Source organism: Qipengyuania gaetbuli, from assembly GCF_020524765.1.
In the GTDB taxonomy this organism is placed as follows: domain Bacteria; phylum Pseudomonadota; class Alphaproteobacteria; order Sphingomonadales; family Sphingomonadaceae; genus Qipengyuania; species Qipengyuania gaetbuli_A.
Genome location: NZ_JAIVLR010000001.1, coordinates 1002397 through 1028745, shown reverse-complemented (window position 1 = coordinate 1028745; position 26349 = coordinate 1002397). Strand labels below are relative to the sequence as shown.

Here is a 26349-nt window from a genome sequence, read left to right as displayed (position 1 = left end):
GGGTGTACAAGCTCCTCAGCGATCTCTCGATCATCGAGACGTCGAGCTTCGTCGCCTCGCCCACGGCCGGCCTCTACTGCGCGCAGATGGGTGCCGAGGTGATCCGTGTCGACCACAAGGAAGGCGGGCTCGACTACGACCGCTACATGCTCACAAAAGAGGGGCGCAGCTTAAGCTGGGAGAACCTCAACCGGGCGAAGAAGTCGGTCGCGCTAGACCTGCGCAGCGCGGAAGGGCGCGAACTGCTGGTCGAACTGGCAGCGAAGACCGGCAATCTCATCACCAATCTGCCGGAGAAGAGCTTCCTGTCGCACGAAGCCGTGGCGGCGAAACGCGACGACCTCGTCAGCCTGCGCATCATGGGCTGGCACGACGGACGGCAGGCGATGGATTTCACAGTCAATGCGGCAAGCGGCTACCCGCTGATGTGCGGGCCGGAAGACTGGGACCCGGCCACCGCCCCTCCGGTCAACCAGGTGCTGCCCGCCTGGGACTTCATCACCGGCGCCTATTGCGCCTTCGCCATGATCGCCGCGATCCGCCACCGCGACCAGACGGGCGAGGGCAGCGAATTGCGCGTGCCGCTGGGAGACGTGGCCATTGGCACGGTCGCCAACAGCGGGGCGATGGCCGAAATGCTCTATCGCGGGGCGGACCGCGAACGGCTCGGCAATGCGATCTGGGGCGCATTCGGACGCGATTTTCGCAGCAAGGACGGCACGCGCTTCATGGTCGCCGCGCTGACGCCCAAGCAGTGGGACGGCCTCGTCACCGCCTTCGGAGTGGAGGCGGAGATCGCCGCGCTGGAGCAGGAATGCGGAGTGCGTTTCGCCGATGGCGACCGCCCGCGGTTCGAGCATCGACATGCCCTGTTCGACCTGTTCCAGTCCCGCGCCGATGCGCTGTCGTGGGACGACCTCGCTGCTCGCATGGGCGCGCAGGGCTGCACGTTCGAACGCTACCGCACCATGCACGAGGCGGCGAACGACGCCGTTCTGGTGGACCAGAACCCGCTCTTTACGCGCACCAGCGCCAACCCTTCGGGCTTCGAATATCCCGCCACCCGCAGCTTTGCGAACATCCCGGGCCGCGAGGCTGCGCCGCCTGCTCCCGCACCTTATCTGGGGCAGCATACCGAACAGGTGCTTGCCGAACGGCTCGGCCTGTCCTCCGGCGCGATCGGCGACCTGATCGACCGCGATATCGCCCGCCTTTCCGATGCCTGATTTCTCGAGGGACTAGACCATGACCCAGCTTCGCCGCGTCGCCATCTGCAAGCCCTTGCGCACGCCCGTGGGCAAGTATCTCGGCAGCCTCGCCCCGCTGGAGGCGGGTGCACTGGGCGCAGTCATCATCAAGGCGCTGGTCGACCGATCCGGCGTCGATCCCGCGCGCGTCGACGACGTCGTCTTCAGCCAGGGTTACGGCAGCGGCGAGGCCCCCGCCATCGGGCGCTGGAGCTGGCTCGCCGCAGGACTGCCCATCGAAGTGCCCGGCATGCAGCTCGACCGGCGCTGCGGCTCCGGCCTGCAGGCAGTCGCGACGGCAGCGATGATGGTCCAGACCGGCATGGCGGATTGCGTGCTGGCCGGCGGCGTCGAGAGCATGAGCAATGTCGAGCATTACACGACCAAGGCCCGCCACGGCGCGCGCCTCGGCGACATGGTTCTGTGGGACCGTCTCACGCGCGGGCGCCTGATGAGCCAGCCGATCGAGCGCTTCGGCATCATCACCGGCATGATCGAGACGGCCGAAAACCTCGCGAAGGACTATGGCATTTCGCGCGAGGCATCGGACGAGTTTGCCGTGCGCAGCCACATGAATGCGGCGAAGGCATGGGCCGAGGGCAAGTTCGATGAACAGCTCGTGCCGGTCGAAATCCCCGCCCGCAGGGGCGATCCCGTCGTCTTCGCGAGGGACGAGGGCTTCCGCGAGGACGCCAGCATGGAAACGCTGTCGGCGCTGCGTCCGATCGATATCAAGCGCGATCCCGACGCGGTCGTGACGGCGGGCAATGCCAGCCAGCAGAACGATGCCGCCGCCGCTTGCCTCGTGGTGGCGGAAGACAAGGTCGAGGAACTAGGGCTCGAGCCGATCCTGTGGTTCCATTCGTGGAGCGCGGCAGGCTGCGATCCCAGCCGCATGGGCATCGGTCCGGTTCCGGCGGTCGAACGGCTGTTCGCGCGAAACGGTCTTGGCTGGGACGATATCGGCCTCATCGAACTCAACGAGGCATTCGCCCCGCAGGCGCTCGCGGTGCTGAAGGGCTGGGGCTTTGCCGAGGACGACAGTCGCCGCGACATCGTCAATGTCAACGGCTCGGGCATCTCGCTCGGCCACCCGATCGGCGCGACCGGCATCCGCATCCTCGCCGACATGGCGCACGAGATGCAGCGCCGCGAGGTGCGCTACGGGCTGGAAACCATGTGCATCGGCGGCGGGCAGGGCATGGCCGCCGTGTTCGAGCGGGCCGCCTGATGCCGGACTGGCAGGAATGGGTCGGGCGCGAAATGCGCGCCCGCGACGTGCTGGGGCCCCGGCTGGCGGCGCAATGGTGCGCGACCTTCGACCGCGCTGCGCCGCCGGATACGGCCATGCCGCAGGGCATCCATCTGTGCCTCTGCGCGCCCGACGCGCGCACGGGCGATCTGGCGCCCGACGGGCACCCGGTCCGCGATGACGACATGACGAGCTTCCTGCCGCCCGTGCCCCTGCCGCGCAGGATGTGGGCATCGAGCGCGATGCGCTTCCATGCGCCCGTGACCATCGGTGCCGCCATCGAGCGGACCAGCAGGGTCGCCTCGGTCACGCCCAAGTCGGGCAGCCGCGGCGAGATGGTTTTCGTCGAGGTCGATCACGAAACCCGCGCCGACGGCGTGCTGGCGGTGAGCGAGCGGCAGAGCATCGTCTATCTCGAAGGGCTGGCTCCCGACGCCCCGCTTTCGCCCCCAGAAACGGACGGGGGCAGCTTCGATCCGGCGGGCTGGGACGCGCACCGCGAAGTCCTGCCCGACGAACGGCTGCTGTTTCGCTATTCGGCGCTGACCTTCAACACGCACCGGATCCACTATGACGCGCCTTATGCGCAGCGGGTGGAGCGGTATCGCGGCCTCGTGGTCCACGGTCCGCTCAGCACCAGCCTGCTGCTCCAGCTCGCCGGCGCGCATTTCGGCGAGAATCGCCTGGCGAGCTTCACCTTCCGCGGGGTCAGCCCGGCGATCTGCGGCGAGCCGCTGCACCTTGTCCTGCGCGGCACGGGCGAGGATATCGAGATGGGCGCCTTTGCCGCCGATGGCCGGCAGGTCGTGAAGGCGAGTGCGACGCTCGCCTAGGTGACCGGGTAGCCGGGCAGCGGCTGGATCTGCGCATAGGTCTCCACCGCAGGTTCGTGGCCTAGGTCGGGAAACTCGATCGCGGGCGCTTCAACCTTCGTATCCGGCAAGCGGTCGAGCAGGTCGCGTACCAGCGTCAGCCGTCCGCGCTTCTGGTCGTTGAAATCGACCAGCGTCCACGGCGCCCATTCGGTGTTTGTCGCTGCCAACATGGCCTCGCGAGCCTGCGTATAGGCATCGTATTTGTCGCGCGCGGCGAGGTCGACGGGCGACAGCTTCCAGCGCTTCAGCGGGTCTTCAAGCCGTTCGCGCAGGCGTTCTTCCTGCTGCGCCTGGTCGGTCCCGAGCCAGTATTTGAACAGCAGGATGCCGTCATCGACCAGCATCCTTTCGAACGTCGGGACCTGGCGGAGGAAATCCTCAACCTGCTCCTCGTCGGCATAGCCCATGACCTTCTCGACCCCGGCACGGTTGTACCAGCTGCGGTCGAACAGGACGATTTCGCCCGCGCTCGGCAGGTGAGCGACATAGCGCTGGAAATACCACTGCGTCAGTTCGGCCTCGGTCGGTTTCGACAGGGCCACTACCCGGCACTGGCGCGGGTTCAGCTGTTCGCGCACCGCCTTGATCGCGCCGCCCTTGCCAGCCGTATCGCGCCCCTCGAAAATCACCACGATGCGCTGCCCGGTCGTGCGCGCCCAGCGTGCCATGCCGACCAGTTCGGCCTGCATCGGCTCGATCGCGTCTTCGTATTCGTCCTTTTTCAAAGGCATCCCCCCGCCTGCGGTTTGTATCGGGCCGCCAAAGGTAGTATCAATGGCAACTATGGCGACTCTAGCAGAACCCGAACATGACTTCAGCCGTTTGCCCGACCTTCCGGCAGATGTCTTTACCGCACCGCTGAAAAAGCCCGCCCACGTGGGCGACGACTGGCTTGAACCGGCGCAGACGCAGTATTCGTCCGAAGACGATGCGATCTGGAACGACCTGTTCGCCCGCCAGATGGAAGTGCTGCCCGGCCGCGCGGCGAGCGCGTTCATGGCGGGCCTCGAAAAGCTCAATCTCAACCGCGGGGGCGTGCCCGAATTCGGTAGGCTCTCGGAAGACTTGGATGCGCTGACCGGGTGGACGGTCGTGCCGGTGCCGATGCTGATCCCCGATCACGTGTTCTTCTGGCACCTTGCCAACCGCCGTTTCCCGGCTGGCAATTTCATCCGCACGCGCGAGACCTTCGACTACATCCAGGAGCCGGACGTCTTCCACGACGTGTTCGGCCACGTGCCGATGCTGACCGACCCGGTCTATGCCGATTACATGCAGGAATACGGCCGCGCCGGTTGGAAGGCGATGCGCTACAACCGCTTGAAGGCGCTGGGCTCGCTCTACTGGTACACGGTCGAATTCGGCCTGATCCAGGAAAAGGACGGCATCAAGGCATACGGCGCGGGCATCCTCTCCGGCCCGACCGAAGTCGTCTATGCGACCGAGGCGAAGAGCCCCAACCGCATCATGCTCAACGTCGACCGCGTCATGCGCACCGATTACGTGATCAGCGACCTGCAGCCGACCTATTTCGTGATCGAGAGCTTCGAGGACCTGTACCGCCAGACAGTGGAGCGCGATTTCGACAAGCTCTACCGCCATCTCGGCCCGGGCTTCACCTACGCCAATACGGCAGTGATCGACGTCGATTACGTGGTGAACGAAGGCACGCTGGAATACACGCTGCGCGGCGGGCGCGGCAGCGGCGCGAAGCCGGTCTAGGCCATTCCCTAAAGCAAAACGGCCCGGGATTGCTCCCGGGCCGCTATTGTGGCGTAACGCCGCAGCTTCAGCTTATTCGCCGGCTGCGTTGTCCATGGCTTCGCCGGTGGTGTCGGCAGCAGCTTCGCCTGCGTCTTCGACGGCATCGGCCTGGTCTTCGACGGCTTCGACCTGTGCTTCGGGAGCGCCGGCGTCTTCCATGGCTTCAGCCTGTGCGTCCAGTTCCGATTCAGCCTGTTCGGCGGCATCTTCCATGCCTTCTTCGGTCGGGCCGTCGCAAGCAGCGAGGCCGAGGCTCAGTGCGGCAGCCGAAGCGACGATGGCAGCTTTGTTGAACTTCATTTCAGTCTTCCCCTTTTAAAATCGGGAGCAGCCGGGATGACGGCCCCCTACTGGTAGTCAGGTGTGGGTGGGACCGCCTGTCAGCGGACAGCCCGCTGACGGACGAAGTTGTAGAGCCCGATCGCGACGATGGCGCCCAACACGGCCCACAGCAGGGTGCTTCCACGGATCGCTCCGAGGAACACGCCGCCAGAGGTCGCGATCCCCACCACGAGCGAACCGGCAATGCCGGCGAGCACGTTGCGGAGAATGGCACGGCCATCTTCGATTTTCAGTGCGATCGTTCCCAGCCAGCCCAGGAGGGCACCGGTTACGACCAGAATGATCAGACCCATCGGTCAGTCCTTGCGGTTACTTCGTGACCAGTAAAACCGCATTGCCACGAATGGTTCCGCGATTGTGACGAAAAGAAGGCTGAAAAGGTGGCGGGGCCTAGAGGAAGATCAGCAAGGCCGCGCCCAGCGCAACGCGGTAGAGGACGAAGACCATCATCGATGCTTTCTTCAGGAAATTCATGAGGAAGATCATCGTCGCAAGCGCGGTGAAGAAGGTGAGCGTTCCGGCCACCAGCGCATCCTGCTGCATCTGCGCTGTCGCCTCGGCCAGGTCGAGCGCTGCCAACAGGCCCGCTCCGGCGACGGCAGGAATGGCCAGCAGGAACGAGAAGCGGGCGGATTCGACGCGCGAATAACCCAGCGCGCGCGCTGCAGTCATGGTCGCGCCGGAACGGCTGGTGCCAGGGATCAGCGCCATCGCCTGAGCAAAACCGACGAGGATCGCATCGCGCAGGCTCATGTCCTCGTATGCCTTGGTCTCGCGCCCGAAGCGGTCGGCGATGCCGAGCAGGATACCGAAGACGATCAGGTTGGTCGCCACGAGCTGGGTCGAGCGGAAGCCTTCGAGATAGTCGCCCATCTTCAGAAACAGGCCCAGCGCGACCGCCGGGATCGTGCCGATGGCGACGAACCAGAACAGGCGGCGCTGCGGATCGTCTTTGCCGATTCCCACGCTGGCGAAGCCGCCCCGCGCCAGGCCCATCACGTCCTTGCGGAAGTAAAGGATAATCGCGAGCAGCGAGCCGACATGGACCGCGACATCGATCAGCGGCCCCTGGTCGGGGAAATCGGTCAGCTTGGGAATGAGGATCAGGTGCCCCGACGACGAAATCGGGAGGAATTCAGTGATCCCCTGCACCAGCGCGATCAGCAGTTCTTGGAAGAAGGTCATGGCTTCAGCCCCATGGACAAAGGGCGGAGCAAGTCAAGCGACCTGCTCCGCCCCAATGCATTTCTGCGCCGGAATGCGCTTACCAGATGGAGATGCGCTGTTCCGGGGGCAGGTAGAGCGCATCGTCCGGACCCACGTCGAACGCGTCGTACCATGCATCGATGTGGCGCACGGCGTTGTTCAGGCGGAATTCGCCCGGCGGGTGGTTGGCGGTCATCACGCGGTTACGCAGGGATTCCTCGCGCTCCATCCCGCGCCAGATCTGCGCGAAGCCGAGGAAGAAGCGCTGGTCGCCGGTCAGCCCGTCGATCACCGGCGCTTCGGCTCCGTTCAGCGACAGCTTGTAGGCGCGGTAAGCCATCTGCAGGCCGACCACGTCGCCCAGCGTTTCGCCCATCGACTGGCGGCCGCGCAGGCAGACCGGGCCTTCGGGGCTGTCGACCGGGCAATAGGCCTCGATGAATTCCGCCATGCGGGCGGTGTACTGCTCGAAGCCCTTGCGGTCGTTGTCCTGCCACCAGTTCCTGAGCGTGCCCTTGGCATCGTACTGCGAACCCTGGTCGTCATAGCCATGGCCGATCTCGTGACCGATCACCGCACCGATACCGCCGTAGTTCACGGCCGGGTCGGCGCTGGCATTGAAGAAGGGCGGCTGCAGGATCGCGGCCGGGAAGACGATGCGGTTGGTCAGCGGCGAATAATAGGCATTCACCGTCTGCGGGGTCATGCCCCATTCGCTCGGGTCGACTTCGGTGCCGAGGCGCGCGCGCGAATCCTCGACGGCCCAACGGATCGTGTTGAGGCGGTTGCCCAGCGGGTCTGCAGGATCGATCTCGAGGCCGTCATAGGTTTCGAACTCGTCGGGATAGCCGATCATCGGGACGAAGCCGTTCAGCTTCTCGCGCGCCTGGGTGATCGTGTCGGGCGTCATCCAGTCGTTCTTGTCGAGCGCCATGCCCATCGAACGCGACAGGTTCGCCACGAGCTCGTCCATCGCGGCCTTGCTCTCGGGCGGGAAGTGGCGTTCGACGTAGAGCTTGCCCAGCTGTTCGCCCAGCGCACCCTCGACCGCGCTGATCGCGCGCTTCCAGCGGTCCTGCTGCTTTTCCTGGCCGTTGATGGTGCGGCCGTAGAAATCGAACACTGCATCGTCGAGTTCGGTCGAGAGGACCGAGGCGCTCGAGGACAGGAAGCTCTTGGCCATATATGCCTTGAGCGTGGCAAGCGGGGTTTCCTGCAGCAGCTTCATCATCGCCGGCAGGCCGCCGCCGATCATCGAAAGCTGTTCGGGCGTCAGGCCGAGCTGCTCGATTTCCTCCGCGGTCGGCGGGATCTGGCGCACGAGGTAACGCTCCTGCCCGCCGAGCTGTGCGGATTCGAGCAGCGCGTCGATCGGGAAGTCGCCCGCCATTGCGGAGACGTCGGCCGGGCTGAGCTCGTTATAGGTGAGCGTCGGCATGCGCAGGACCTGGCGGGCCCATTCGAGTTCGGCGACCTTGTGCTCGAAGGCATAGACCGCTTCTGCCGCAGCCACCGGATCGGTGTATCCGGCCTTGCCCAGCAGGGTTGACAGCAATTCCTTGTAAGCGGCGCGGATCTTCAGGTTGCTTTCCGAATCCACGAGGTAATAGTCGCGGTCGGGAAGGCCGGTGCCGTTGAAGTTGAGCCCAACCGCATACTGGGTCGGGTTGCGGGCATCGATGGTCACGCCCGCGCTCACCAGCGAGGGATATTCCGGCTGGCCGAACAGGCGCACCAGCGCCTCCAGGTCCTTGGCGCCGGCAATCGCGTCGAGATAGGGCTGGGCGGGCGCGATGCCGCTGGCATCGATCGCTTCCACGTTCATGAAGGAATTGTAGGCATCGACGATGCGGCGGGCCTGCGTGCCCGGAGCCGGGTTCGAAGCGACGAGGTCGTTGACCAGCTTCTGCACGTCGCGGACCGAACCTTCGCGCAGCATGTCGAAGGCGCCATAACGCTGGCGGTCGGCGGGAATTTCGTTTTCCGCGACCCACTTGCCGTTGACGTAGGCGTTGAAATCGTCGCCCGGATCGACGGTCTTGTCGATCAGGTCGGTGCCGACACCCCAGGTGCCGAAATCCATGGTCGGGGCTTCTGCCTCCTCGGCGGCGGCGGGCACCGCCATCATCAACGCAAGCGCGGATGCGCCGGCAGCGAGAATAGTCCTGGTCATGTGTGTTGTCCTTTCGTCCCGGCCTCGCGTGCTCCCCCGCGCGCGTAGGGCCGTGCGCAGCCTTGCTAGCAGCAGGCGCGCGGCGCGGTCGCCTTTCGTCGTGCCCGCAAGGGGATTGGTCGATTTTCGTCCCTGAAAGGGCGGTTTGTCAGGCGCTTTCGAGCGTGAACTGCAGCGATGCGAGGCGGGCATAGAGGCCGCCTGCGGATGCCAGCTGGTCGTGCGTGCCCTGCTCGACGATGCGCCCCTCCTCCATCACCACGATCCGGTCGGCGGCGCGCACGGTGGCGAGGCGGTGAGCGATGACCAGCGTGGTGCGGTCTTCCATCAGCCGTTCGAGCGCGTCCTGCACCAGCCGCTCGCTCTCGGCATCGAGCGCGCTCGTCGCCTCGTCCAGCAGCAGGATCGGAGCATCGCGCAGCAGCGCACGGGCAATCGCGACACGCTGGCGCTGGCCGCCCGACAGCTGCGTACCGTTCTCGCCGAGATAGGTGTCGAGGCCCTGGGGGAGCTTTTCGAGGAATTCGGCGGCATTGGCGGCGCGCGCAGCGGTCCAGATGTCCTCTTCCGACGCATCCCAATTGCCGTAGCGCAGATTGTCGCGCGCGCTGGCAGAAAACAGTACGCCTTCCTGCGGCACGAAAGCGATGCGGCGGCGGATTTCGGCCGGATCGGCGCTGGTCAGCGGGATGCCGTCGATGCGCACGCTGCCGGCCTGCGGGTCATAGAACCGCTCTGCCAGCTGGAAGATGGTCGACTTGCCGCCGCCCGAAGGGCCGACGATGGCGACCGTCTCGCCCGGCTCGATCTCGAGGCTGAAATCGGCGAGCGCCGGGGTTTCCAGTCGCGTAGGATAGCGGAAAGTCACGTTGCGGAACGACAGGCTGCCGCGCGGCGGCTCGGGCAGGGCTTCGGGGCGCGCGGGCGGAGCGATGGTCGGTTTTTCCTCCAGCAGCTCGGTCAGGCGGCTGGCCGCGCCCGAGGCGCGCAGGAGATCGCCGTAGACTTCCGTCAGGGCACCGAAGGCTCCGGCGACGAGGCCGGCCGTCAGCACGAAGGCGAAGATCGTGCCGTAGCTGATCGTGCCGGCGTTGGCGGCTTCCGCGCCGCGCCAGACCAGCACTGTGATCCCGCCGAAGATGAACAGGATGATGCAGGCCGTCAGCACCGCGCGGATGAGGATGCGGCGCTTGGCGACCGAAAAGGTGCGCTCGACCGCGGCGCCGAAACGTTCGTGCTCGCGCGCTTCCTGGTTGAAGCCCTGGACGATCTTCATCGCCGACAGCACTTCGGTCACCATCGCGCCGATGTCGGCCACGCGGTCCTGGCTGGTACGGCTGACCGTGCGCAGGCGGCGTCCGAAGACGGTGATGGGGATGGTTATCGCAGGGATGATCAGGAACAGGCCCAGCGTCAGGCTGGGGACCAGCGTGAAAAGGTAGATCGTGCCGCCCACTGCGACGAGGAAATTGCGCAGCGCGACGGAAATCGTGGTGCCCACGACCTGCTCGATCAGCGCGGTGTCGCTGGTCATGCGGCTGGAGATTTCCTTGGGGCTGTTCTCTTCGTAGAAGCCCGGCGCCAGGCGCAGGAGGTTGGCCTGCACGCGCATGCGCACGTCGGCGACCACGCGTTCGCCCAGCCAGCTGACGAAATAGAACCGCGCGGCCGTGCCCATGGCGAGCACGCCGACGATCAGCAGCAGGTACTGGAACCAGCGGCCTATATCGCCGCCATCGCCGGCAAAGCCGCGGTCGACCACCAGCTTGAAGCCTGCCGGAATGGCGAGGGTGGCGGCCGCGGTTACGACCAGCGCAACCAGCGCCATCGCCACGTGGCCGGGATATTTGCGCGCTTCCTCGAACACCATGCGCAGCGGCTTGAGGCTGCGCGGTTCCGCATCCTTGTCGCGGCGGAACAGCTTGCGGCGCTTCTTTTCGTTCGAACCCGTCTCGTCCATGCCGGTCAACTAGGCTCGCTGCGGCGCAAAATCCACAGGCGAGGCGCAATTCGGGCACTTTTGCACGTTTTGTGCATTGCACAACGATCGATCGCTCGGCAGACTGCCTTTTTTCAAGGAGTGCCCGCAGCGATAACACAACAGCGCGGGCAGCAGGGGACGCCGATGCTTTATCACGCCTATGAATTGCAGCGCAGCTGGCTGTCGAGCGCCAGCGCCTGGGCCTCGATCGGGGCGGAGATGCTGTCCAATCCCGCCATGCCCTTCGGCTATATGGGGATGGGGCCCGTCGCCGCGAGCGCGCTGGAAGTCTTCGCCCATGCCACCGCCACCTATGGCAAGCCGGCCTGGGGCATCGACAGCGTGGAAGCGGGCGGCAAGCACTGGCCGGTCGTCGAGGCGACCGTGCTCAACAAGCCGTTCGGCGACCTGAAACGCTTCCACCGCGAGAACCTGCCCGAAGACGCTCCGCGTCTCCTCATCGTCGCTCCGATGAGCGGACACTACGCCACGCTGCTGCGCGGCACGGTCGAGCGGATGCTCGAAAACTACGTCGTCTACGTCACCGACTGGGCCGATGCGCGCAACGTGCCGCTGCACGAGGGGCATTTCGACCTCGACGATTACATGGATTACGTCATCGAGTTCCTCGACCATATCGGTCCGGGCGCGCACGCCATGGCCGTGTGCCAGCCCTCGGTCCCCGTGTTCGCCGCGACGGCGATCATGAACCGCGACAAGCACCCCTGCACGCCGAAGACGCTGACCATGATGGGCGGTCCGATCGACACGCGCTGTTCGCCGACCAGCGTCAACGACCTTGCCATGGAACGCCCGATCGAGTGGTTCCGCCACAATGTCATCGCCACCGTGCCGATGCAGTATCGCGGTGCCGGGCGCGACGTGTACCCCGGTTTCATGCAGCTCGCCGGCTTCATGAGCATGAACCTCGGTAATCACATGATGAGCCACTACGAGATGTTCAAACACCTCACCGTGGGCGACGAGGCGAGCGCGCAAGCGACCAAGGATTTCTACGACGAATACCGCAGCGTCTGCGACATGACCGCGGAATTCTACCTCCAGACGGTGAAAGAGGTGTTCCAGGACCATGCGATCCCGAATGGTACTTTCATGCACCGCGGCAAGCTGATCGACCTCGGCGACATCACGCAGACCGCGCTGCTGGCGATCGAGGGCGAGCGCGACGACATCTCCGGCCTCGGCCAGACCAAGGCTGCGCTCGACCTCACACCCAATCTCAAGGCATCGAAGAAGCGTTATTACATGGCCGAAGGCGCCGGGCATTACGGCATCTTCAACGGCAGCAGGTGGCGCACGAAGATCGCCCCGGTGGTCGAGGATTTCATCGCCAAGCACGGCTGAGCGGCCGGGGTCTTCGCGCCCCTGTGCCACTTGGACTAAAGTCGATGCGACGAAGCGGCACCAATGGTGCTAGGCTTCGCGCATGGCCAGCGAGCTGAGCGAGATCCGGTCCTTCCTGGGCGATTTGTCGCCCTTCGGCAGGCTGGACGCGGACCGCATCGCCGCAATCGCGCGGCGGGTGACGGTGCGCTATTTCCGGGCCGGGGACACGATCCTCGAGGCGGGTTCGCACAACGACCTGCTGTTCATCGTTCGCTCCGGATCGGTCGAACTGCGCCTCGCGGGGGAGGAACTGACCATGCGGCTCGGGCGCGGCGGCAGCTTCGCCTTCCCGTCGCTCCTGCGCGGGGGAGAGGTGCGCAACACCACCACGGCGCTGGAAGACACGCTGGTCTATTGCCTGCCGGGCGAGGAGTTCCACCGCCTGCGCAGCGAATGCGACGCCGTGCGCGACTATTTCAATGAAAGCGAGACGGAACGCATCCGCAGCGCCGTGCGCGACCTGCGGCTCAAACGGCCGAGCACGCTCCAGCACGCGACCATCGAGCAGCTGCTGGTGCACAAGCAGCCGGTGTCCTGCGAACCCGGCCTCAGCATTGCCGATGCCGCCACGTTGATGAGCGAGCGGGACGTGAGCACGCTGGCGATCTGCGAGGACGGCCGGCTGGTCGGCATCTTCACCGACAAGGATTTGCGCAAGCGCGTGGTCGCCGCGCGGACCGATTTCGACAGGCCGATCCGCGAGGTCATGACCGCTGCGCCGCGCACCTTGCCGCGCCACGCCACTGCGGCAGAGGCGATGGCGCTGATGGCGGCTGGCGGATTCCGCCATATTCCCGTGCTGGGTTCGGCAGGGGAACTGGTCGCCATCCTCAGCGCGACAGACATCCTCGCCTATCTCGGCGACAGCGCCATCGATACCGGCATGCTGGTGGCGAAGGCCGCCGGCCCGCAGGCGCTGGTCGCAGCGGCGCGCCAGATACCCGAAGGCTTTGCGCGGATGGATGCGGGCGGCTTCCATGCCGAACACACGATGCGGTTCACCTCCGCGCTGGGCGAAGCGGTCCACCGGCGCGCGGCCGAGCTTGCCGAGGCGGAACTGGGACCGCCGCCGGTTCCCTATGCGCTGCTGGTCTTCGGCTCGCTCGCGCGGGGGGAGCAGCTGGTCGGCTCGGACCAGGACAACGGCATCGTCATGGACGACCGCGTGGACGAAAGCGGGCGCGAATATTTCGCGGCGCTCGGCGCGCGAATATCCGACCTGCTCGACGAATGCGGCTTCGTCTATTGCAAGGGCGGCATCATGGCGAAGAACGCCGAACAGCGCCTCACCCGCAGCGAATGGAGCGAGCGTTACGGCCGCTGGATCGCCAATCCGGATGAGGACCGCATCCTGCGCGCAACGATCTATTTCGACATGCGCGCAGTCTACGGCGATGCGGCCATGGCGCAGGCCCTGCACGAGGACGTCGTCGACAAGGCACGCGGTTCGGGCCTGTTCCTCAGCTTCCTTGCCCGCGATGCGCAGCGCAGCAAGGTGCCGCTGGGCTTCTTCCGCAACCTCGTGCTGGAAAAGTCAGAGGACGGGAAGAAGGTCTTCGATGCCAAGGCACAGGCCATCCTGCCGGTGATCGACATCGCCCGCACCTTCGCGCTGGCGGAGGGGCTGCCCGCGGTCGGCACGATCGAGCGGCTGGAGGCCCTGGCTGCCGCCGGACGCATGGCGCGCGGCGATGCCGAAAGCCTGAAGGACGCCTTCCTGCTGGTGAGCGAGTTGCGTATCTCACACCAGGCCGCGCAGGTCCGTGCGGGCACCGCGCCCGACAATGCGATTGCCCCTGCGGCCCTCTCCCCGCTCGAGCGGGATTACCTGAAGGATGCGTTCTCGGTCATCAGCGGCGGGCTGGATTCGCTGAAGCGCAACCTGGCAGGCGGGATTGCTTGAGCGCATAGCCGACTGGCGCTTCCGGCGCCGGCTCGCAGCGCTCGGGAAGAGCGGGCAGGAGCTGCTTCGCGCTTATGCCGGGGCTAATTGGCCCGCTCTCGAGCTGCCGCTGCGCGAGGCGGCGCTGCTGGCGCTCGATTTCGAGCTCGACGGGCTCGCGCGCGATGCGCACGTCCTGCAGGCGGGATGGCTTGCCTTCGATACCGGCGGGATCGCGCTGGACGGTGCCATGTCGCTCGACATCCGCAGCGCGCGGCGCCTCGACGATGGCGCTGTCACCGTGCACGGCATCGGCGAGGAACGCGCACGCGAAGGCCAGCCGCTGCGGCAGGTCCTCGAACCGCTCGTTTCGGCGCTGTCGGGCCGCGTGCTCGTCGCTCATGGCGCCGCGATCGAGGTTGAGGTCATCGAGCGCACGACGCGCGCCTGCTTCGGCGAGGCGCTGCCGGTGCGCGCCATCTGCACGCTGGAACTGGAGCGCAGGCTGCACCCCAACCTGGTGGGCAGCGAAGCCTATCGCCTCGCCGCGGTGCGGGCGCGCTACAACCTTCCCGCCTACGACCAGCACGATGCGCTGTCGGACGCGCTGGCGGCGGCGGAACTGCTGCTGGCCCAGGCGCGCAGGCTGCCTGCGGACGCGCGGTTGGGCTCGGTTCTGCGGGGTTGAGGCCCTATTAGACTTATGTCGCTCTCGTCGCGGGGGCCACGCTCCCATAGCCTTCCCTTGATGCTCCCGTTTCTGCGGGTGGCAGACACCACAAGACGACGCCAAAAGAATACGAGGGGGAGGCCATGTCAGACGATACCGATACCCACCAGACCAGCGAGGCAGAGGGCGCCTACTGGCGTGACAATGTCCGCCTGCTGGTCACGCTCATGGCGATCTGGTTCGCCTGTTCCTTCGGGGCAGGCATCCTGTTCCGCGAGTTCCTCGACCAGTTCATGATCGGCGGATACCCGCTCGGCTTCTGGTTCGCCCAGCAGGGCTCGATCTACATCTTCATCGCGCTGATTTTCTACTACGTCGTCAAGATGCGGAAGCTCGAGCGCAAGTACGATCTCGACGACTGAGGGAGGGGAACATGGACACGCAAACTCTGATCTACCTCTTCGTCGGCGCCAGCTTCGCACTCTACATCGGCATCGCCCTGTGGAGCAGGGCAGGTTCGACGAAGGAGTTCTACGTCGCCGGCGGCGGGGTGAACCCGGTCGTCAACGGCATGGCCACGGCTGCCGACTGGATGAGCGCGGCAAGCTTCATCTCGATGGCGGGCCTGATCGCCTTCCTCGGTTATGACGGTTCGGTCTACCTGATGGGCTGGACCGGCGGATACGTCATGCTGGCGCTCCTGCTGGCGCCTTACCTGCGCAAGTTCGGCCAGTTCACCGTGCCCGATTTCATCGGCACGCGGTACTATTCCAAGACCGCGCGCGTGGTCGCGGTGATCTGCCTGATCTTCATCAGCTTCACTTATATCGCCGGACAGATGCGCGGCGTGGGGATCGTGTTCTCGCGCTTCCTCGACGTCGACATCACCATGGGCGTGATCATCGGCATGGGCATCGTTTTCGTCTATGCCGTGCTCGGCGGGATGAAGGGCATCACCTATACGCAGGTCGCGCAATATTGCGTGCTGATCTTCGCCTACATGGTGCCGGCCTTCTTCCTGAGCTTCATGATCACGGGCAATCCGATCCCGCAGTTCGGCCTGGGCAGCCAGGTCAACGACGGGTCCGGGCTGTACGTGCTGCAGAAACTCAACCTGGTGCTCACCGACCTGGGATTCGGGGAATATACCGACGGGTCAAAGAGCATGATCGATGTGTTCTGCATCACGCTGGCCCTGATGGTCGGGACTGCGGGACTGCCGCATGTGATCGTGCGCTTCTTCACCGTTCCCAAGGCATCCGATGCCCGCAAGTCGGCCGGCTGGGCGCTGATCTTCATCGCCCTGCTCTACACGACCGCACCTGCCGTGGGCGCCTTTGCCCGCCTCAACTTCATCGATACGGTCAACGAGACGAGCTATTCGGAAGCACCGGGCTGGTTCAAGAACTGGGAGCGCAACGATCTCATCGCCTTCCAGGACAAGAACGGCGACGGGGTGATGCAGGTGCGCAGCGGCGACGCGTTTGAAGGCGCTCCGACCTTCGCTGAAGGCACCGGTCCTTCGGGTGAGCGTCTCGTCACCAACGCACCGGTCGCGGACAGCGAGAACGAGGTCTACCTCGACCGTGACATCATGGTCCTCGCCAACCCGGAAATCGGCAATCTGCCGGGCTGGGTGATTGCGCTGGTCGCGGCCGGCGGGCTTGCCGCAGCATTGTCGACCGCTGCCGGCCTGTTGCTGGTGATTTCCAGCTCGGTCAGCCACGATTTGCTCAAGTCGACCTTCAAGCCCGACATATCGGAGAAGGGCGAATTGCTGGCGGCGCGCCTTGCGGCAACGGCAGCGATCGTGGTGGCAGGCTATCTCGGCATCTACCCGCCGGGCTGGGTGGCACAGGTGGTGGCATTCGCCTTCGGCCTTGCCGCAGCCAGCCTGTTCCCCGCCATCTTCATGGGCATCTTCTCGAAGCGCATGAACAAGGAAGGGGCGATTGCGGGCATGGTTACGGGCCTCGCCTTCACCTTCGGCTACATCTTCTACTTCAAGCTGGCGAACCCGGCAGCGAACGTGGCGGACAACTGGCTCTTCGGCATCTCGCCCGAAGGGATCGGCGTGGTCGGAATGGTGCTGAACTTCGCCGTCGCCATCGCGGTGTCGAAGATGACCGCCAGCCCGCCGGTCGAAATCCGCAAGCTGGTGGATTCGATCCGCGTGCCCCGCGGCGCGGGTGATGCCCACGCACACTGACGCCCTTCGGGACAGTCGCAGAGGAAGGGCGGTGCCGCGCGGCGCCGCCCTTTCTTGCATGATACGGCAGTTTCGATAGGCTGCACGCGGGGGAAGGGAGAGGTCCATGCTGTTCGGCACGGCGATCGTTACGGCGACGCTATACCTGGCACTGCTGTTCTGGCTGGCATCGCGGCAGGACCGGCTGGCCGAGACCGGCCGCCCTGTCTCCGCCAGCCGGCGCGACTGGATCTACGGCCTGAGCCTTGCGGTCTATTGTACCAGCTGGACCTTCTTCGGCGGGGTCGGTTCGGCGGCAAGTTCGGGCTGGCATTACCTGCCGATCTACCTTGGGCCGGTGCTGGTCTTCTCGCTCGGCTATCCTCTGGTGCGGCGCATCCTTGCGCAGGCCAAGGCGCAGCATTCCACCTCGATCGCCGACTTCCTGTCGGCACGCTACGGCAAGAGCGCGCTGGTCGCCGCGCTGGTAACGATCTTCGCGACCGTCGGCTCGCTCCCCTACATGGCGCTGCAGCTGCAATCGGTCGGCACATCGCTGCTCGCGCTCGATCCAGAACTGGAAGCCAGCGTCTCACCCGACGAACTGGTCCTGCTGGTTGCAGGCAGCATGGCGCTGTTCGCGATCCTGTTCGGTTCGCGCAGGGCCGACCGCGCCGGCGACAATGCCGGGCTGGTCCTCACCATCGCGGTGGAATCGGCAGTGAAGCTGTTCGCGCTGCTGGCGCTGGCGGCGTTCGCGATGGTGCTGCTTGCCGGACAGCCAGACGGTGCGGGAGAAGCGGTCTCGCCCTTTTCCGCGCAGCAGTTCGATGCGCGCTTTGCCGTACTCACCCTGATTGCGGCCTGCGCGGCGCTGTGCCTGCCGCGCCAGTTCCACATGACCTTCGTCGAGGCGCAGACCGACCGCGCCAGCGCGGCGATGCGCTGGGTCTTCCCGGCCTATCTGGCGGTCACATCGCTCGTAATCGTGCCGATCGTGCTGGCGGGCCTGTCCGCGCTTCCGGCGCAGACGCCGGGCGACATGATCGTGATGGCCCTGCCGCTGTCCTCGGGCAGCGAGCTGCTGGCCCTGCTTGTCTTCATTGGCGGGTTCGCGGCATCGACCGGCATGATCGTGGTCGCCAGCGTGGCGCTTTCGACGATGATCACCAACGACCTCGTTCTGCCGGTGGTGTTCCGGCGCGAATTGCGTGGCGGGGGCGACCGAACGCGCCTCGCGCTGCGCCTGCTGATGGTGCGCCGTCTCGTCATCGGCGGCCTGCTGTTCTTCGCCTATCTCTTCTATCTCGGCTTCGGGGCGGCGGCAGAGCTGGCCGGTCTCGGAACGCTGGCCTTTGCAGCCATGGCGCAGTTCGCGCCTGGCCTCGTGCTCGGCATGATGACGCGCCACGGCAACAAGACCGGCATGACCAGCGGCCTCTTGGCCGGGTTCGCCTGCTGGCTGGTCCTGCTGATCCTGCCCGCGGCGACGAACCAGCCACCGGTCTTCGCCATCCATCCCGATACGCTGGTGTCGGGCGTGCTGCTGAGCCTCGGTTTCAATGTCGCGGCCTACTGGGCTGGCTCTGCCTTCGGACGCGAGACGCTGGTCGATGCCGCGCAGGCGGCGGCTTTCGTCGGTACCGCACCGCCCGGCGCACGGCCCGGTTTCGTCACCGCCAAGCGCATTGCCGACATCCGCCTGCTGCTGGCCCAGTTCATCGGCCAGCGGCGCGCGGCAGAGGCGCTGGGCGCAGGCTACCGCGACAGCGATCCGGCCGACGAGCAGGCGCTTGCCATGGCGGAAAGGCTGATCGCGGGCGTGGTCGGTACATCGTCCGCGCGCATGCTCACCGCCAGCTGGGCGCAGGGCGATGCCGTCCCGCTCGAACAGGTCGTGGCCATGTTCGACGAGACCAGCCGCCGCCTGACCTTCAGCGGCGACCTGCTGCAACTGGCCATCGAGAACATCGACCAGGGCGTGGCGCTGGTGGACAGCGACATGAACCTCGTGGCGTGGAACAGCCGCTACCAGGAAATGTTCGCACTGCCCGACCAGCTTGCCAGCGTGGGCACGCCGATCGCCGATCTTATCCGCTTCAACCTGCGCCAGGGCGGCGTTCCGCATGCCGAAATCGAGGAGCAGGTCGCCCGCCGGCTCGAACACATGCGCGCCGGGCGTACCCACCGGATGGAGCGCGAGCAGCACGACGGGCGCATCATGCGCATCGTCGGCAACCCCGCACCGGGCGGCGGCTACGTGACCAGCTACAGCGACGTCACTGCGGACCGACGGGCTGAACAGGCGCTCGAACAGAAGGTCGCAGAACGCACGCAGCAGCTGAGCGAGGCGAACAACGCGCTCGAAGCGGCCACGCGCTCGAAAACGCGGTTCCTTGCCGCGGCCAGCCACGATCTGATCCAGCCGCTCAATGCCGCGCGACTGTTCGCCTCCGCGCTGGGCGAGGAAGTTCGCGGGCGCGACCAGCTCGAACGGCTGGTGCGCGATCTCGACGGGTCGATTACCTCGGCCGACCGGCTGATCCGCACGCTGCTCGACATTTCGAAACTCGATGGCGGCGGTATCGAACCGCGCCCCGAACCGGTCGCGCTCGACGAAATTTTCGACGAGATGATGCGCGAGTTTTCGGTGCAGGCGGAAAGCAAGGGGCTGGCGCTGAAACGCGTGCCCACCAGCGTGTGGATCGACACCGACCGCGCCCTGCTCGGCAGCGTGGTGCGCAACCTCCTCAGTAATGCCATCCGGTATACCGACAGGGGCGGAGTGCTGCTCGGCGTGCGGCGCGCGGGAGGCGATGTGGACCTGTGCGTCTACGACACCGGCGCAGGCATCGCGGACGAGGATATCGAGCGGATGTTCGGCGAATTCCAGCGCGGCAGGACGCAGGACCGCGAAGGTCTCGGGCTCGGCCTTGCCATCGTCCGGCGCATCACCGCCCTGCTCGGCGTCGAGGTGGAGACGCGCTCCTTCGTCGGGCGCGGCAGCCGGTTCGCGGTGCGCCTGCCGGTGCTGCGCTGGGGCGCGCGGGTGCAGCCGGAGCGGCGGCGTGCGGCATCCTCGCTGGCGGGCGCGCGCATCCTCGTGGTCGACAATGATGCCGCCGCGCTCAGCGCCACGGCGGCGCTGCTGGGCAAATGGGGCCTGGCCGTGACCTGCGCGCATGGCCTGTCGCAGGCGCTGGAGGTGGCCGGAACGCCGCCCGACGTGGCGATCATGGACTTCCGCCTCGACGAGGACGAGCGCGGCGACGGGGTCTACGAGGCGCTGTGCGCCGCCTGGGGCAAGCGCCCGCCGGCCATCCTGCTGACCGCGGAGGCGGGCGAGGAAACCGAGCGGGCGGCATCGCGCATGGGTGCCCAGCGACTGCTCAAGCCGTCATCGCCCGCAGCCCTGCGCGCACTGATTTCGGATTGCGTGGCGCGGGGAACCGGCGGCGATCAGCCGGCCGCGGGGTCCGCCACCGCCTGATCGACATCCAGCTTGCCTGCCAGCAGCACGGCCTGCGTCCGGTTGACCACGCCCAGCTTGCGGAAGATCGCAGTGATATGCGCCTTCACGGTCGCTTCGCTGATATCGAGTTCATAGGCGATCTGCTTGTTCAGCAGGCCTTCGCTCAGCTGGCCGAGGATGCGGCGCTGCGCGGGAGTGAGGCTGGCGATCTTGGCCAAATCCTCGTCCGGTCCGCTGCCGGTTTCGGGAAACCAGTTCTCGCCCTCGCGCACGCAGGCCAGCGCCTCGCGCATGGTCTCGAGGCTGGCGGACTTGGGAATGAAAGCGGCCGCGCCCAGCTGGCTGGCGGCGGCATAGACCCGCGCTTCTTCGCTCGCCGAAACGATCACGACCGGCAGCGCAGGGAAATCCTGGCGGAAGTCCATCAGCGCCGACAGCCCGTTCGAATCCTCCATATGGAGGTCGAGCAACAGGGCTTCGGCCCCCGCCTCCACCGCCTCGCGCGCGCCCCTGGCCGACGAAGTCTCGACGATTTCGGCCTCGGGCCACACCCGGCCCACCGCATGGCCCAGAGCCGTGCGGAAGAGCGGGTGGTCGTCGGCGATGATGATGCGCTGTGCCATGCCTGTCAGCGGTTCTGCCGTCCTTCGATCAAACGATCAACCAGGCTGGGATCGGCCAGCGTCGAGGTATCCCCGAGCGAGCCGTAATCGTTCTCCGCGATCTTCCTCAGGATACGCCGCATGATCTTGCCGCTGCGCGTCTTTGGCAGGCCGTCGGTGAACTGGATGTGGTCGGGCGAGGCGATCGGGCCGATCTCCTTGCGCACATGGCCGCGCAGTTCGGCGTAGAGGGCGTCGGAGCCTTCCTCGCCCGCATTGAGCGTGACGTAGCAATAGATGCCCTGGCCCTTGATGTCGTGCGGGTAGCCGACGACCGCGGCCTCGCTCACCTTGGCATGGCTGACCAGCGCGCTTTCGACTTCGGCCGTGCCCATGCGGTGGCCGGAGACGTTGATGACATCGTCCACGCGCCCGGTGATCCAGTAGTACCCGTCCTCGTCGCGCTTGCAGCCGTCGCCGGTGAAGTACTTGCCCTTGTAGGTGCTGAAATAGGTCTGCTCGAAGCGTTCGTGGTCGCCGTAGACAGTGCGCGCCTGCCCCGGCCAGCTGTGCGTGATGCACAGGTTGCCTTCTGTCGCGCCCTCCAGCACGCCGCCGTCATTGTCGACCAGCTCGGGGCAGATGCCGAAGAAGGGCCTGCCCGCGCTGCCCGGCTTCATGTCGTGCGCATTGGGAAGCGTCGTGATCATCACGCCGCCGGTTTCGGTCTGCCACCAGGTGTCGACGATCGGGCAGCGCTTTTCGCCGACCACGTCGAAATACCAGCGCCAGGCTTCGGGATTGATCGGCTCGCCCACCGTGCCGAGCAGGCGGAGCGACGAACGATTTCGGCTGGTCACGTAGGCGTCGCCTTCTCGCATCAGTGCGCGGATCGCGGTGGGGGCGGTGTAGAGGATGTTGACCTGGTGCTTGTCCACCACGTCCCAGAACCGGCCATGGTCGGGGTAGTTGGGCACGCCCTCGAACACCACCTGCGTCGCCCCGTTCAGCAGCGGGCCGTAGGCGATGTAGCTGTGGCCCGTGATCCACCCGATATCGGCGGTGCACCAGAACACCTCGCCCGGGCGATAATCGAAGACATAGCTGAAGGTGGTCGCCGTCCACACGCCGTAGCCGCCGGTAGTGTGCACCACGCCCTTGGGCTTGCCGGTCGAACCGGAGGTGTAGAGGATGAACAGCGGGTCCTCCGCGCCCATCGGCTCGCACGGGCATTCCTCGTCGCTGGCGAGATCGTGGTACCAGTGGTCGCGTCCCTCGGTCATGGCGACCTCGGTGCCAGTGTGGCGCACGACCAGCATGCCGTCGATCGGCGTGTCGTGATCGGGTTCGGCCAGCGCGGCATCGACATTGGCCTTCAGCGGCACGCGCTTCGATCCGCGCAGGCCTTCATCGGCGGTGACGACGAAGCGGCTGGCACAGCCTTCGATGCGGCCGGCCAGCGCCTCGGGAGAGAAGCCTCCGAAGACCACCGAATGGATCGCGCCGAGGCGGGCGCAGGCCAGCATGGCGAGCACGCCTTCGACGATCATCGGCATGTAGATGGTCACGCGGTCGCCGCGCTTGACGCCCATCGCCTTGAGCGCATTCGCCATGCGCACGACCTCGCCGCGAAGCTCCGCATAGGTCAGGCTGCGGCCCGGGGTGGCCGGATCGTCCGGCTCGAAGATCAGCGCGGTGGCATCGCCGCGGCCCGCCTCGACATGGCGGTCGACGGCATTGTGGCACAGGTTGAGCGTGCCGTCGGCAAACCACTCGATACCGACCGGGTCATAGGACCAATCGCCGCCCCTGGTCGGGGGCGCGGCCCAGTCGAGGCGCTTGGCCTGTTCGAGCCAGAAGCCGTCCGGATCCTCTACCGATCGGCGGTAGAGCTGCTCGTACATTTCCGGCGTGCAGTTGGTTTCGCGGGCCGTATCGAGGCGCTGGACGGCATTGAGCATGGGTCGTCTCCCTTCACCTTCGTGATAGCAGCACAAGGCCCCCTCGCGCTTTCAGACGAAGGTCTTACGACCATCCGCTCATACCCTTCGCGGCGTCTTGCAGCCCATACTTGCCTGAGATGACAGCGAGGGAGGCTGCGATGGCGATGAGGGGATTGAGGACCGTACTGCGTGCAGGCCTGCTGGCGGGCACGTGCATGGCAGCTGCACCGGCAGCGGCGCAGGATGCGGATGTCGAGCAGCGGCTCGACCGACTGGAAGCGCTGGTGATGCAACTGGTCGAACGGCTCGATGCGCAAAAGGGGCAGATGGATAGCCAGCAGGCCGAAGCCGTCGCCGCCACGCAGCAGGCGCTGGCCGAAACGAAGGCGCTGCAGGCGCGCCAGGCCGAACTCGCCGCCCAGATCGACGAGCCCAAGAAGCAGGAAGACAAGGGCTTCCGCGTGGGTAACACCACGATTTCCTATGCCGGCTACGTCAAGTTCGACGCGATCTCGCAGCGCACCAGCGGCGGGCAGGTCGACAGCGGCAATATCGTGCGCGATTTCCTCATTCCCGGGGCGATCCCCGTGAGCGGGGACGGGTCCGGCTGGGACACCGATTACAACGCCCGCCAGTCGCGCCTGATCTTCAAGACCGCGACCGACGTCGGCGCGGAACACACGCTCAATTCGCAGATCGAGCTCGACTTCATGGTCACGCCGGGCGGGGACGAGCGGATTTCGAACAGCTACGAACCGCGCCTGCGGCAGGCGTTCATCACTTACGACAACTGGCTGTTCGGACAGGCCTGGTCGACCTTCCAGAACGTGGGCGCGCTGCCCGACAGCCTCGACTTCATCGGCACGACGCCGGGCACGGTCTTCGTGCGCCAGCCGATGATCCGCTACACCAGCGGGGGCCTGATGCTCGCTGCCGAACAGCCCGAGACGACCGTTACCACGCCGGCGGGCGGGCGCGTGCTGGGCGGGGACGACACGCTTCCCGACTTCGTCGCGCGCTATAACCTCTCGGGCGACTGGGGCAGCGTGACTGCCGCGGGAATCTTGCGCAACTTGCGTATTTCCGACGACGACCTCGGCTCCGACGGGGACAGCGCGATCGGCTACGGCCTCAGCGTGTCGGGCAAGCTGGCGCTGGGCGAGCGGGACGATCTGCGCTTCATGGGCACGGTCGGCGACGGCCTTGGCCGCTATATCGGGCTCAACATCGTCAACGATGCCGCGCTCGACCTCGATGGCGACCTCGACCCGATCTTCACCTACTCGGGCTTTGCCGCCTACCGCCACCTGTGGTCGGACAAGCTGCGCTCCAGCGTGGCAGGGTCCTATTTCAAGGCCGACAATCCGGTCCTGCTGACCACCGGCGCAGTGACCGACGAGAGCTGGAACGTGTTCGCCAACATCATCTACTCGCCCGTGCGGCCGGTCGATATTGGGCTGGAGTACATGTACGCCGAACGCACGCTCGAAAACGGCACCTCGGGCAATCTGCAGAAACTGCAGCTGTCGGCGAAATATTCCTTCTAGGAAGCCTCAGCCCAGCCGCGCCGCGTGCCAGGCGATGTGGTCGGCCATGAAGCTGGAGATGAAGTAGTAGGAGTGGTCGTAGCCCTCCTGCATCCTGATCTCCGGCGACATGCCGGCCTTGGCGCAGGCGAGCGAGAGCGCGCCCGTCTTCAGCTGTTCTTCCAGGAACTGGTCCGCCGTGCCCTGGTCCACCAGGATATGGTCGTGCCGCGCGCCGTCCTCGATCAGCGCGACCGCGTCATAGGCGCGCCAGGCCTCGCGGTCGTCGCCCAGATAGCGTGACAGCGCCTTTTCGCCCCACGGCACCCTGCCGGGCGAGACGATCGGGCTGAAGGCGCTGATCGACCGGAACCGCGCCGGATCACGCAGGCCGATGGTGAGCGCGCCGTGCCCGCCCATCGAATGGCCGGTGATCGCCTGGCGCGACAGGTCGACCGGGAACTCGCCCGCGACCACCTGCGGCAGCTCGATCTCGATATAGCTGCGCATGCGGTAATGGCGGCTCCAGGGGTCTTGCGTCGCATCGACATAGAAGCCCGCGCCCTTGCCGAAGTCGTATTCGTCCGGCGCATCGGGCACGTCCTCCCCGCGCGGAGAGGTGTCCGGGGCCACGAAGACGATGCCGTGTTCTGCACACGCACGGCGATACTCGCCCTTCTCGGTCACGTTCGCATGGGTGCAGGTGAGGCCGGAAAGATACCACAGCACCGGCAGCTTCACGCCGGGCAGGTGCGGCGGGACATAGACCGAGAAGGTCATCTCCGTGCCGGTCGCCTCGGAATGGTGGGACAGCACGAACTGGTCGCCGTCGAAGGCCCGGTTCTGCGATAAATATTCGAGCGTCATGCGGACTCCTGCACCGGGATTTCGGCGACGCGCGGCGCATGGCCCCAATGTCCGATCAGCCGCAAGACGTCAGCGCCGGACAGCCCCAGCGTCGCGGTGTTGCGAAGCGGGTGGACATTGATGCGGGGTGCGGCGGCCAGCCCTGCCTCGATCACGCAGGTCACGCTGCCCGGTTCTGCATTGATCATGGCGAGCGGGGTGACCGAGCCGGGCGCAATGCCGATCAGCCGTTCCATGTCCTCCGCCTTGCCGAAGCTCACCCGCTTGCAGCCGATGGCACCGGGCAGCGCCTTCAGGTCGACGCGCGCCTCGGCCGGCACGGTGACCAGCCAGAACGCGCCTTTGGCGTCTTTAAGGAACAGGTTCTTGGTATGCGCGCCGGGTATCTCGGCATCGACATGGCGGCTCTGCTCGACGGTAAAGACCGCTTCGTGCTCGTGCTCGGCGAAGGGGATTGCGAGCGCCGCGAGGTCTGCCCGCAATCCCGCTTCACTGGCTTGGGGCAAAGCTTACGAACCCATCCGGTGCAGCGCGCACAGCTTGTTGCCGTCCGGATCGCGCAGGTAGGCGAGATACATGGCATTGGGCGTGCCTTCGCCGCGAACGCCCGGCGGGTCTTCGATCGCGGTGCCGCCTGCCGCGACGCCGGCCGCGTGCCAGGCATCGGCCTGTTCGGGGGTCATGGCGATGCCGACGGTGCAGCCGTTGCCGGCCGTGGCCGGTTCGCCGTCGATCGGCTTGGTCACGAGGAACGCGCCGCCATTGTGCAGGTAGATCAGGCGACCCTTTTCATCGACGATGCCTTCGCGGCCGCCGATGGCCTTGAAGATCGCATCGTAGAACTTCTTCGACCGGTCGATGTCGTTCGATCCGACCATCATGTGACTGTACATGGGCTCTCTCCCTTAGGTTTCGATTCGCCACCTTAAGCGCGGCGGCAGGGCGCGCAAGC

The 26349-nt window shown here is 66.1% G+C and carries 22 protein-coding genes; 11 read left to right on the top strand and 11 right to left on the bottom strand.

Annotation, left to right across the window (positions count from 1 at the left end; translation table 11 throughout):
• Positions 1–2 precede the first annotated feature (2 nt).
• Genes LC083_RS05245 through LC083_RS05235 form a run of 3 tightly spaced genes read left to right on the top strand, consistent with a single transcriptional unit; the run spans position 3 to position 3332 of the window.
• The gene (locus LC083_RS05245; RefSeq protein WP_226699483.1) at positions 3–1226 is read left to right on the top strand and encodes a CoA transferase; all 1224 of its coding nucleotides are present in this window, start codon (positions 3–5) and stop codon (positions 1224–1226) included.
• Between the two features lie 19 nt (positions 1227–1245).
• The gene (locus tag LC083_RS05240; protein ID WP_226699482.1) at positions 1246–2478 is read left to right on the top strand and encodes an acetyl-CoA C-acetyltransferase; all 1233 of its coding nucleotides are present in this window, start codon (positions 1246–1248) and stop codon (positions 2476–2478) included.
• Positions 2478–3332, top strand: coding sequence for a MaoC family dehydratase N-terminal domain-containing protein (locus LC083_RS05235; protein ID WP_226699481.1), 855 nt, complete (start codon positions 2478–2480; stop codon positions 3330–3332). Before LC083_RS05240 ends, LC083_RS05235 begins: the two co-directional genes overlap by 1 nt.
• Here the strand turns inward: LC083_RS05235 and ppk2 are convergent.
• The gene (gene ppk2 / locus LC083_RS05230; protein ID WP_224831335.1) at positions 3329–4105 is read right to left on the bottom strand and encodes a polyphosphate kinase 2; all 777 of its coding nucleotides are present in this window, start codon (positions 4103–4105) and stop codon (positions 3329–3331) included. The two genes, LC083_RS05235 and ppk2, sit on opposite strands and share 4 nt — an antisense overlap.
• A 52-nt stretch (positions 4106–4157) precedes the next feature.
• Between ppk2 and phhA the strand changes: the two genes are divergently transcribed.
• A complete protein-coding gene (phhA, locus tag LC083_RS05225; protein WP_226699480.1) occupies positions 4158–5096 on the top strand; it encodes a phenylalanine 4-monooxygenase in 939 nt (312 codons plus the stop codon).
• Positions 5097–5168: 72 nt separating this feature from the next.
• Here phhA and LC083_RS05220 read toward each other — a convergent pair whose 3' ends face one another.
• From LC083_RS05220 to LC083_RS05200, 5 genes are all read right to left on the bottom strand, one after another.
• Complete coding sequence (locus LC083_RS05220) at positions 5169–5438, bottom strand: hypothetical protein (protein ID WP_226699479.1); 270 nt, start codon at positions 5436–5438, stop codon at positions 5169–5171.
• Between the two features lie 80 nt (positions 5439–5518).
• On the bottom strand, positions 5519–5773 hold the full coding sequence (locus tag LC083_RS05215; protein ID WP_160608351.1) for a hypothetical protein: 255 nt from the start codon (positions 5771–5773) through the stop codon (positions 5519–5521).
• Between the two features lie 97 nt (positions 5774–5870).
• The gene (locus LC083_RS05210) at positions 5871–6665 is read right to left on the bottom strand and encodes an undecaprenyl-diphosphate phosphatase (protein WP_226699478.1); all 795 of its coding nucleotides are present in this window, start codon (positions 6663–6665) and stop codon (positions 5871–5873) included.
• A 79-nt stretch (positions 6666–6744) separates the two neighbouring features.
• Positions 6745–8859: a M13 family metallopeptidase gene (locus LC083_RS05205; protein ID WP_226699477.1), complete on the bottom strand. Its 2115-nt coding sequence runs from the start codon at positions 8857–8859 to the stop codon at positions 6745–6747.
• Positions 8860–9007: 148 nt separating this feature from the next.
• A complete protein-coding gene (locus tag LC083_RS05200) occupies positions 9008–10819 on the bottom strand; it encodes an ABC transporter transmembrane domain-containing protein (protein WP_226699476.1) in 1812 nt (603 codons plus the stop codon).
• A gap of 165 nt (positions 10820–10984) precedes the next feature.
• On the opposite strand from LC083_RS05200, the gene LC083_RS05195 reads away from it, so the two are divergent.
• From LC083_RS05195 to LC083_RS05170, 6 genes are all read left to right on the top strand, one after another.
• A complete protein-coding gene (locus tag LC083_RS05195) occupies positions 10985–12205 on the top strand; it encodes a polyhydroxyalkanoate depolymerase (protein ID WP_226699475.1) in 1221 nt (406 codons plus the stop codon).
• Between the two features lie 82 nt (positions 12206–12287).
• Entirely contained in the window at positions 12288–14150 is a 1863-nt protein-coding gene (locus tag LC083_RS05190; RefSeq protein WP_226699474.1) for a putative nucleotidyltransferase substrate binding domain-containing protein, read from the top strand.
• Entirely contained in the window at positions 14143–14817 is a 675-nt protein-coding gene (locus LC083_RS05185) for an exonuclease domain-containing protein (RefSeq protein WP_226699473.1), read from the top strand. The genes LC083_RS05190 and LC083_RS05185 overlap by 8 nt, the downstream gene beginning before the upstream one ends.
• 125 nt (positions 14818–14942) lie before the next feature.
• Positions 14943–15221: a DUF4212 domain-containing protein gene (locus tag LC083_RS05180; protein WP_222555197.1), complete on the top strand. Its 279-nt coding sequence runs from the start codon at positions 14943–14945 to the stop codon at positions 15219–15221.
• A gap of 11 nt (positions 15222–15232) precedes the next feature.
• Positions 15233–17008, top strand: a complete 1776-nt coding sequence (locus tag LC083_RS05175; protein WP_226699472.1) for a sodium:solute symporter family protein — start codon at positions 15233–15235, stop codon at positions 17006–17008.
• A 106-nt stretch (positions 17009–17114) separates the two neighbouring features.
• The gene (locus tag LC083_RS05170) at positions 17115–20477 is read left to right on the top strand and encodes a PAS-domain containing protein (RefSeq protein WP_226699471.1); all 3363 of its coding nucleotides are present in this window, start codon (positions 17115–17117) and stop codon (positions 20475–20477) included.
• Here LC083_RS05170 and LC083_RS05165 read toward each other — a convergent pair.
• Both LC083_RS05165 and acs read right to left on the bottom strand, forming a co-directional pair.
• Positions 20447–21082: a response regulator transcription factor gene (locus tag LC083_RS05165; protein ID WP_226699470.1), complete on the bottom strand. Its 636-nt coding sequence runs from the start codon at positions 21080–21082 to the stop codon at positions 20447–20449. The genes LC083_RS05170 and LC083_RS05165 overlap by 31 nt on opposite strands.
• A gap of 5 nt (positions 21083–21087) precedes the next feature.
• Entirely contained in the window at positions 21088–23022 is a 1935-nt protein-coding gene (gene acs / locus LC083_RS05160; RefSeq protein ID WP_226699469.1) for an acetate--CoA ligase, read from the bottom strand.
• Positions 23023–23168: 146 nt separating this feature from the next.
• Between acs and LC083_RS05155 the strand changes: the two genes are divergently transcribed.
• Entirely contained in the window at positions 23169–24551 is a 1383-nt protein-coding gene (locus LC083_RS05155; RefSeq protein ID WP_226699468.1) for a DcaP family trimeric outer membrane transporter, read from the top strand.
• A 6-nt stretch (positions 24552–24557) separates the two neighbouring features.
• Here the strand turns inward: LC083_RS05155 and fghA are convergent, their stop codons facing one another.
• Genes fghA through LC083_RS05140 form a run of 3 tightly spaced genes read right to left on the bottom strand, consistent with a single transcriptional unit; the run spans position 24558 to position 26290 of the window.
• Positions 24558–25397: an S-formylglutathione hydrolase gene (gene fghA / locus LC083_RS05150; RefSeq protein WP_226699467.1), complete on the bottom strand. Its 840-nt coding sequence runs from the start codon at positions 25395–25397 to the stop codon at positions 24558–24560.
• The gene (locus tag LC083_RS05145) at positions 25394–25879 is read right to left on the bottom strand and encodes a prolyl-tRNA synthetase associated domain-containing protein (RefSeq protein ID WP_226699466.1); all 486 of its coding nucleotides are present in this window, start codon (positions 25877–25879) and stop codon (positions 25394–25396) included. Before LC083_RS05145 ends, fghA begins: the two co-directional genes overlap by 4 nt.
• Before the next feature lie 27 nt (positions 25880–25906).
• Complete coding sequence (locus LC083_RS05140; RefSeq protein WP_226699465.1) at positions 25907–26290, bottom strand: VOC family protein; 384 nt, start codon at positions 26288–26290, stop codon at positions 25907–25909.
• Positions 26291–26349: the final 59 nt, after the last annotated feature.